Source organism: Actinophytocola xinjiangensis (assembly GCF_001921215.1).
In the GTDB taxonomy this organism is placed as follows: domain Bacteria; phylum Actinomycetota; class Actinomycetes; order Mycobacteriales; family Pseudonocardiaceae; genus Actinophytocola; species Actinophytocola xinjiangensis.
In genome coordinates this window covers 1-9,333 of the sequence record NZ_MSIF01000052.1, presented here as the reverse complement: position 1 = coordinate 9,333, position 9,333 = coordinate 1, and the positions used below count along the sequence as shown (strand labels likewise).

Sequence of the window (9,333 nt, the reverse complement as noted above, 5' to 3'; positions counted from 1 at the left end):
GCGCCGGCGGGTGGTCGGTCGACCCCGAGCACGTGCGTGAGTTCGCCAGGGCCGTCGAGGCGGTGCGCGCGGACCTGGCGGCGATCACCCGCGAGGTCGAGGAACTCTCGACACCGAACTACGCGCCGCTGCTGGGCACCAGCCCGGTGGGCCAGCAGATGGCCGACAAGTTCACCGACCGGATGGGCAGCGAGTCCGGGTTGCGCGGCCAGCTCAACGTCGCCCTGCTGCGGATGGAGGAGTTCGTCGCCAGCGCCGAGCACACCGCCGCGCGGTACCTGGCGACCGACGAGGACAACGCCACCGGTCTGAGGTACACGTAGTGCACGCCCGAGTCGACCTCGGCGAGCCGCTGCTGCCGGTCGAGGTCGACCTGCTGTGCGCGTTCGCCGAGGTGGAAGCGCCGTTCCCGCTGGACATCCCGGCGTCGGGGATCTCCGAGACCGAGCGCCGGTACCGATTCCGGGAGGCGCGCGAGCAGCTCACCGACCGGGGACTGGCCGACGAGAACGGCCCGCTGGGTGTCGCCGAGGACTTCGTGTTCCTCGTGCGGTCGAGCACCGGCGCGCTGGACCTGTCGCTGTCGACGGACAAGCGCGGGTTCGCCGCCGTCGTGCTGGCCCACCGCGAGGAGTCGCTGCTGGTCACCCAGGAGCTGACCGACCCCGACGGCGTGGTGCGGATGAAGGCCGCCACGCTCGACGACGCGGTCGCCGACCTGATGCGCCTGGTGCCCCGGCTCGACCCGCCGGTGACCGCGCCGTTCAGTCTTCCCCGGCGTGCGCTGGAGGACGCGTTCAGCGCGATGATGGCCCAGATGCCGCCCGACGGCGCCCGCCCGCGTGAGCTCACCGGCCAGGAGCTGGACGATCTGCTGCGCTCGCACGGCATCGACGACCGGGTGGCCCGCCGGATGGTGTCCACGCTCCAGCCGGTGCTGGGCAACGGTCAGGCCGGCAACGCCCGGCGCGACGACTCCGAGGACCAGTGGCACCGCGTCGGCGACGAGCTGAGCTGGCTGGACACCGACCGCGGCCGGTTCCGGCTGGCCGGCGACGACACCTGGATGAGCGTGAACCCGTTGCCCCGCGAGGAGATCAACGCCGAGCTGCGCCGGATGGCGGCGCGTACCCGGTAGGGCTCACAGCTCGTCGCCGGGTTCGCGGCGCTGCCGTCGCACGGTGCGCACGATGAACAGCGTCACCAGCAGCAGCGCCAGCCCACCGGCCGAGCCGATCACCGCGACCTGCACCGGCACCCAGTTCTTCTCGTAGGGCGGCGGCATCGAGAACGGCACGTCGATCGGCTCGTCCTTGGGCACGCCGTCCTCGCCGGGCACCGTGCCGGTCAGCGCGGCCATCGGGTCGATCATGCCGTAGCCGATCTGGACGTTGTGCCCGCCGACGGCGGCCGGGTGCGCGGCGGTCGCCTTGATCCGGTCCATCACCTGCTCGGCGGTCAGGTCCGGGAACTCCTCGCGGACCAGCGCCGCCAGCCCGGCGACGTAGGGGGCGGCGAAGCTGGTGCCCTGGATGGGCGCGGCCTTGCCGTCGGCGGACGCGCTCACGTTGACCAGGTCCTCGCGGGAGCCCGGGTTCAGCGTGATGATGTCGGTGCCGGGCGCGGCGACGCTCACCCACGGGCCGTGCATGGTGAACTCCGCCGGGTCACCGGCGCGGTCGACGGCCGCGACCGACAGCACGTACTCGGAGAACCACGGCGGGGTCACGATGTAGGTGGGGTTCTCCGGGTCGGAGCTGTTCTGATCCTTGCAGTCCGGCCCGGGGATGTTGCCCGCCGAGGACACCACGACCACGTTCTTGTCCTCGACGGCGTAGCGCAGCGCCCGCTGCAGGTCCCGCTCGTCGGAGCGGATCGGCCCGTCCAGGCGCGGGTCGTTGGCCAGGCGGCAGGTGTCCACCGACATGTTGATCACGGTGGCGCCCCGGTTGGCGGCGTTGACCACCGCCTTGGCCAGCGTGACCAGGCTGCCGGCGCGGTCGCGGTCCTGTTCGGAGGAGCCTTCCGGCGCCTTGAACTCGAAGTAGTCGCTGGACTGGCGGATGCTCAGGATCCGCGCTTCCGGGGCGATCCCGCGGAAGCCGTACTCCTTGGGCGGGTTGGCCGCGATGATCCCGGCGACCTGGGTGCCGTGGCCGTCGCAGTCGTCCAGACCGGTGCTGTTGGACACGTAGTCGCCGCCGCCCTCGAGCCGGTTGCCGAGGAAGTTGTGCGCGTTGACCCCGGTGTCGATCACCGCGACGGTCTGGCCCCTGCCGGTGGCGAACTGGGGGAGGTCCTGGAACCGCAGCACGTCCTGGCCCCAGGCCTTGTCGGTCAGCTCGACGTTGCTGGGGATCGACTGCACACAGCCCTTGTCGGTCTTGGGCGTGTACGGGCGGTCCGGCTGGCCGTCGTCGTTGGGTACCGACCTGTCATCGCCCAGCGGCGGCGGGGTCGGGCCGGCGCCGGTCCTTTCCTCCTCGGGCGGCGAGTCCGGCTGGGCGCCGGCCACCGGTGTGCCCGGCAGCAGCACGACCAGCAGGGCGGCCGCGAGCAGCCGGGCGGCGGCTTTTCCGCTGGCCATTACTTCGCGGGGATGATGTTGGCGTGGCGCAGAACCGAGTAGAGGTTCATCACGGCCAGTGCCAGCGGCAGCAGTACGGCGATGCAGATCGCCTCGATGATCTCCACCGTGCGTCGCAGCGGCGGGGAGAACCGCTGCTCGGGGAAGATCACGCCGAACACCAGCGCGGACGCCGCGATCAGCACCAGCGAGCCGAACACCCACAGCAGCCGGCCGGTGGAGTCGGCGACCATCATCCAGCCGATCATGATGCCGGCGGCCGAGAGCATGCCGGTGGCCAGCAGCGCGATCGCCTGGCTGCCGTTGGCATAGGTGCGGGCCCGCAGCAGCAGCACCAGCGTCGCCGAGATGGCCATCGCGATGGCCCAGAAGTCGCCCTTGGTGGCGGTGATGATCGCCGAGACGGCGGCCGCCGCCCCACAACCGATGATCATCCCGGTCATGTACTCGTGGGCGAGGCCGGCGCGGCGCTCGATCGAGCGGTAGTCCGGGAAGCCGGTGTCCTCCTTGAGGTCCTCGGCACTGCCCGGCACGTTCGGCAGCGGCAGTCTGGCCAGCTGGATGGTCAGCCGGGGCAGCAGCGACAGCCCGGCCAGCGAGACCGCGGCGGTGCCGGCGGCGATGCCCGGCGCCGGGTGCGCGATCAGCGTGGCGATCGCGAAGGCGATGACGCCGATCAGCGCGGCCGTGCCGGCGGCGACGAACGTGGTCACCCCGGCGCCGATCAGCATGATCGACCCGGACGCCACGATCAGCACCAGTGCGCTGGCCAGCAGCAGGCTCGCCCGCCCGGTCTCGCCGGGCACGATGTAGAGGCCGGCCACGAACGCCATCGGTAACCCGCCGGCCGCCGCGATCAGCACACCGGCCGTGCGGGCCTGGTAGCCACGGGCGATCGTCGCGCCGAGGGCCACCGCGACCACGGCGAACGCGCCGGCGGTGATCGCGGCGCCGATGTGCGAGCCGCCGTAGAGCGGGCCGGCCATCAGCACGGTCAGCGCGGCGACGATCAGCGCGAGCGCCCCGGCGATGTAGCCGATGCGGTTGGCCGTCTGCTTGGTCCACGGCCGGTAGCTGTCCGGTGACGACTCGGCGATGGCGTCCACCACGTCGTCGTACAGCGGCGGGGGCGGGTTCTCGGCGCGCTTGCGCAGTTGCAGCAGCTCACCGTCGACCACGCCGAGCGAGGCCAGCGTCCGGCTCGGGTCGAGCGGGTTGTCACCGAGCTTGGCCAGGCACCACCCGCCGTGGCGTGCCCCACCGTCGGGCGTTGCCTCCTTGGCCATCTCCAGCAGCATCGGCAGCAGATCCGCCACCGCCACACCGGCGGGCAGCGCGACGTCGATCCGCGTTCTCGGTGCCACCACCGTCACCCGGCTGAACACCGTCGTCCCGGTTGCCACCGCCGGCCCCCTCACTGTCCGCGTCTACTGTCCACGTCTGTCGATAACCACCCCTTGCCGTCCGGGGCGGCCCCTAGTATGGCCGTACCGGTTCCCGAGTGTGAGTGGGTTCCGCAACATAGGTTCTAGACGACGGGGGCTCGGAGACGGTGAGCACGCTCCAGTTCAAGCGGTCACCACGGTTGGCGGCGCCGCGCCAGCCCGGCGGCGAGGTGCACCTCGAGCCGCCGCCGGAGGTGCCCCGGGTCATCCCCGGCAACATCCTGATGAAGCTGATGCCGGTCGTGATGGTCGTCGCGATGCTCGGCATGATGGCGCTGATGTTCACCGCGGGCGGTGCGGTCGGCCGCAACCCGGTGACGCTGCTGTTCCCGATGATGATGATGTTCTCGATGGTCGGCATGATGGGCCAGAACCGGGGCGGCGGCCAGAAGAAGGCCGAGATGAACGAGGACCGCAAGGACTACCTGCGCTACCTCGGCCAGATGCGCGACCGGGCCCGCGAGGCCTCCCTGGACCAGCGGGCCGCCCTGGAGTGGGTGCACCCCGACCCGCAGGCGCTGTGGTCGATCGCCACCAGCCGGCGGATGTGGGAACGCCGCCAGTCCGACCCCGACTTCTGCCACCTGCGCGCCGGCCGTGGCTCGCAGCGCCTGGCCACCCGGCTGGTGCCGCCGCAGACCGGTCCGGTCGACGAGCTGGAGCCGATCGCCACGCTCGCGTTGCGCCGGTTCGTGCGCGCGCACTCGATCGTCCCCGAACTGCCCATCCAGATCGCGGTGCGTGGGTTCGCCGCCGTCGGTCTGACCGGTGACAAGGAGCTGACCCGTGGCCTGGCCCGGGCGCTGATCTCCCAGCTGGTGACCTTCCACACCCCCGACGACGTGCTGATCGCCGTGGTGACCTCCGGTCGGGCCAAGGAGGAGTGGGAGTGGGCCAAGTGGCTCCCGCACGCCCAGCACCCGACGATGGTCGACGGCATCGGCCAGCTGCGGATGATGGCCGGCTCGCTGGCCCAGGTCGAGGCCTGGCTGGACGAGGAGCTGCGCGACCGCCAGCGGTTCACCCGCAACGCCCCGCCCCAGCCCGACCAGCCGCAGGTGCTGATCGTCATCGACGACGGTGAGGTCACCCGCGAGGAGCAGATCATCCTGGAGGAGGGTCTGGTCGGCGTCACGCTGATGGACCTGTCCGACAGCCTCGGCACCCTCACCGCCCGCCGTGGCCTGCGGCTGGTGGTCGAGCGTGAACGGCTCGGCGCGCGCAGTGCCAGCGGCGTCGAGTGGTTCGCCCAGCCGGACACGATGACCGTGGCCGAGGCGGAGGCGCTGGCCCGCAAGCTCTCGCCCTACCGGCTGGGTGCGGCGGCGGCCGACGACGGCGGCGACGAGCCGCTGCTGTCCAACCCGACGCTGCTGGAGCTGCTCAACATCCCCGGCGACCCGATGACCTTCGACGTGCAGCAGGCCTGGCGGCCCCGCCCGGTCCGCGACCGCTACCGGGTCCCGTTCGGGGTCGGCGAGCACGGCCAGCCGGTCGAGCTGGACATCAAGGAAGCCGCGATGGAGGGCATGGGCCCGCACGGCCTGTGCATCGGCGCCACCGGTTCCGGCAAGTCCGAGTTCCTGCGCACGCTGGTGCTGGGCATGCTGGCCACGCACTCCTCGACCACGCTCAACTTCGTCCTGGTCGACTTCAAGGGTGGCGCGACGTTCCTCGGGCTGGACTCCGCGCCGCACGTCGCCGCGACCATCACCAACCTGCAGGACCAGCTGACCCTGGTCGACCGCATGAAGGACGCGCTGGCCGGCGAGATGAACCGTCGCCAGGAGGCGCTCAAGAACGGCGGCAACTTCAAGAACGTGTGGGAGTACGAGAAGGCGCGGGAGAACGGCGCCGACCTCGACCCGCTGCCGGCGCTGTTCATCGTGGTGGACGAGTTCTCCGAGCTGCTCAGCGCCAAGCCGGACTTCATCGACCTGTTCGTCGCCATCGGCCGCCTCGGCCGGTCGCTGCAGATGCACATGCTGCTGGCCTCGCAGCGCCTGGAGGAGGGCAAGCTGCGTGGCCTGGACTCGCACCTGTCCTACCGGATCGGTCTCAAGACGTTCTCCGCCGCCGAGTCCCGCGCGGCCATCGGTGTGCCGGACGCGTTCGAGCTGCCGTCGATCCCTGGCTCGGGGTACCTGAAGTTCGACACCTCGACGATGGTCCGGTTCAAGGCGTCCTACGTCTCCGGGCCGTACCGCCCGGCCGGTATCCAGGCCGTCGGCCCGGCCGCGCCGGTCACCGGCGACCGGCGCGCGAAGTTGTTCGTGCCGGACTACGTGGAGATCCCCAAGGAGCCGGAGAAGCCGAAGGAGGCGCCGAAGGAGGCGCCCAAGCAGGAGTCCAACAGCCCGACCGAGCCCAGCGAGCTGGACGTGATCGTCGGGCGGCTGATCGGCCAGGGCCCGCCGGCGCACGAGGTGTGGCTGCCGCCGCTGGACACGCCGAACTCGCTGGACACCCTGCTGCCGCCGTTGCAGCCGACCGAGGACCGGGGCCTGTCGCCGGTCGGGTTCTTCGGCAACGGCCGGCTCCAGCCGCCGCTTGGCCTGATCGACAAGCCCTACGAGCAGCGCCGTGACCTGCTGTGGGCCGACTTCTCCGGTGCCGCCGGGCACGCCGCTGTCGCCGGTGGCCCGCAGTCGGGCAAGTCGATGCTGCTGCGCACCCTGGTGATGTCGATGGCGATCACGCACACCGCCGAGGAGGTGCAGTTCTTCTGCATCGACCTCGGTGGTGGCACGCTCGCCACGTTGCAGGGCCTGCCGCACGTCGGTGGGGTCGCCGGCCGGCTCGACCCGGACAAGGTCCGCCGGATGATCGCCGAGGTCGGTGGTCTGCTGTCCTCGCGCGAGCAGCTGTTCCGGGACAAGGCCATCGACTCGATGACCGACTTCCGCAACCGCAAGCGTCGCGGGGAGCTCACCGAGGACCCGTTCGGCGACGTGTTCCTGCTGGTCGACGGCTGGCTGAACTTCCGCCAGGAGTTCGACTCGATCGAGATGCAGGTGGTCAACCTGGCCGCCCAGGGTCTGTCCTTCGGCATCCACGTCGTCGTGTCGGCCAACCGGTGGGCGGAGATCCGCCCGGCGCTCAAGGACCTGCTCGGCACCCGGTTCGAGCTGCGGCTCGGTGACGCCAGCGAGTCCGAGGTCGACCGCCGGGTCGCGGTGAACGTGCCGGCCCAGCCCGGTCGCGGTCTGTCCCGCGACAAGCTGCACTTCCTGGTGGGCCTGCCGCGTATCGACGGGTCGAGCAACGACCAGGACGTCGCCGCCGGCGTGCAGGACGCGGTCGCCAAGATCAACGGTGCCTGGCGCGGCCGGCACGCGCCGAAGGTCCGGATGCTGCCCGACCTCATGCCCTACGAGGAGCTCATCGCCCAGGACAGCCAGCGCGGCAGCCGGCTGGTGCCGATCGGCGTGGACGAGAACGCGCTCGCCCCGGTGTACCTGGACTTCGACGCCGACCCGCACTTCATGGCGTTCATGGACGGCGAGTCCGGCAAGACCAACCTGCTGCGCACCATCGTGCGCGGCATCACCGAGCGCTACACGCCCAAGCAGGCCGTGATCATCCTGGTCGACTACCGGCGCACGATGCTCGGCTTCATCGAGTCCGACCACCTGCTCAGCTACGCGGTGTCGTCCAACCAGCTGGGCGGCGTGATCGGCGACGTGCGCAAGTCGATGGTCAAGCGCCTGCCCGGCCCGGACGTCACCCAGGAGCAGCTGAAGAACCGCTCGTGGTGGAAGGGTCCGGAGCTGTTCGTCATCGTCGACGACTACGACCTGGTCGCGCCGGGCGGCGGCCAGAACCCGATCCAGCCGCTGGCGGAGTTCCTGCCGCAGGCCAAGGACGTCGGCCTGCACGTGATCGCCATGCGGCGTACCGGTGGCGCGTCCCGGGCGATGTTCGACCCGGTCATCGGCAAGCTCAAGGAAATCGCCTCGCCGGGTCTGATCGGTAACGGCAGCCGGGACGAGGGCGCGCTGATCGCCAAGGTTCGGCCCGGGGCGATGCCGCCAGGGCGGGGTACGTTGATCAGTCGTAAGAACGGTGAGCAGTTGATCCACGTGGCGTGGATCCCGCCGGAGTGATCTGACCCTTCGACAGTGGGGGCGTGTCGTGACGTTGCGGGTGGCGGTCGACTTCGGTACGTCGAGTACCTGTGTCGCCGCCGCCGTCAACGGCCGCGAGGCCCAGGTCGTCGCGATCGACGGCCACCCGCTGATGTCGTCGGCGGCCTACGCGGCCGCCGACGGCACGCTGTTCGTCGGCCAGGAGGCCGACCGCCAGGCGGCGGTCGACCCGTCCCGCTACGAGCCGCACCCCAAGCGCCGCATCGACGAGACCGACCTGCTGCTCGGCACGACCGTGGTGCCGGTCCGCGACGTGATCCGCGCGGTGCTGGCCCGGGCGATCGCCGAGGCCAGGCGGGTCGGCGGCGGCGCGGCGCTCGACCAGCTGGTGCTGACCCACCCGGCCGACTGGGGCGGGGTGCGTACCCGCACGCTGCGTCAGGCGGCCGCGGGGCTGGCCGGGCGGATCGCGCTGGTGCCCGAGCCGGTCGCGGCGGCGGTGTTCCACACGGCGAGCTTCCCGGCCGGGGGACGGGCCGGTCCCCGGCCGGCGCTGGCGGTGCTCGACGTGGGCGGCGGCACGGTCGACGTGAGCGTCGTGCGGGCCAGACCGGGGCCGGGTCCGGTGCCCGGCTTCCAGGTCCTGGCCACCCACGGTGATCCGACCTTTGGCGGCGCGGACGTCGACCAACTGCTGCTCGACCACGTCGGCTCGCTGGTCTCCGGCGCCGACGAGGCGGCCTGGCGCGGCCTGATCGAGGGCCGCGAGCTGCCTGACCGCCGGCGCCGGCGGGTGATCCACCAGGACGTGCGCGGGGCGAAGGAGACGCTCTCGCGGCACACCTACACCGACATCCCGATGCCGCCGCCGTTCGCCGACGCGCACGTCACCCGCGACGACCTCGAACGGCTGATCCTGCCCTACCTCGACCGCGCCGCCGAGCTGACCGTGGCCACGATCCGCGAGGCCGGCCTCACCCCGGCCGCGTTGACCGGCATCTTCCTGGTCGGCGGGTCGAGCCGGATCCCGCTGGTGTCGCGGCTGGTGCACCAGCGCACCGGCGTGGTGCCGACCTCGCTGGACCAGCCGGAGACGGTGGTGGCGCGGGGCGCGTTGCGCGCGGTGGCCGCCGGCCTCGACGGCACCCCCGGCGGCACCCCCGGCGACGAGCCCGGCGGACCGGGCGGGCCGGGGCCGGTGGTGCCGGACCAG

At 71.7% G+C, this 9,333-nt stretch carries 6 protein-coding genes; 4 read left to right on the top strand and 2 right to left on the bottom strand.

Annotated features, from left to right (window positions below; all coding sequences use genetic code 11):
* Both BLA60_RS44495 and BLA60_RS41660 read left to right on the top strand, forming a co-directional pair.
* A partial coding sequence (locus tag BLA60_RS44495; RefSeq protein ID WP_075138633.1) for a hypothetical protein occupies positions 1 to 323 on the top strand: 323 nt, incomplete at its 5' end.
* Positions 323 to 1,138, top strand: a complete 816-nt coding sequence (locus BLA60_RS41660) for an ESX secretion-associated protein EspG (RefSeq protein ID WP_075138632.1) — start codon at positions 323 to 325, stop codon at positions 1,136 to 1,138. The genes BLA60_RS44495 and BLA60_RS41660, both read left to right, overlap by 1 nt.
* A gap of 3 nt (positions 1,139 to 1,141) precedes the next feature.
* Here BLA60_RS41660 and mycP read toward each other — a convergent pair whose 3' ends face one another.
* A complete protein-coding gene (gene mycP, locus BLA60_RS41655; protein ID WP_075138631.1) occupies positions 1,142 to 2,587 on the bottom strand; it encodes a type VII secretion-associated serine protease mycosin in 1,446 nt (481 codons plus the stop codon).
* Positions 2,587 to 3,990, bottom strand: coding sequence for a type VII secretion integral membrane protein EccD (eccD, locus tag BLA60_RS41650; RefSeq protein ID WP_075138630.1), 1,404 nt, complete (start codon positions 3,988 to 3,990; stop codon positions 2,587 to 2,589). The genes mycP and eccD overlap by 1 nt, the downstream gene beginning before the upstream one ends.
* Before the next feature lie 149 nt (positions 3,991 to 4,139).
* On the opposite strand from eccD, the gene eccCa reads away from it, so the two are divergent.
* Positions 4,140 to 8,138 (top strand): type VII secretion protein EccCa, encoded by a 3,999-nt coding sequence (gene eccCa, locus BLA60_RS41645; protein ID WP_075138629.1) that lies wholly within the window; start codon positions 4,140 to 4,142, stop codon positions 8,136 to 8,138.
* Positions 8,139 to 8,166: 28 nt separating this feature from the next.
* Positions 8,167 to 9,333: Hsp70 family protein (locus BLA60_RS41640; protein WP_154814996.1), on the top strand; the 1,167-nt coding region annotated here is incomplete at its 3' end.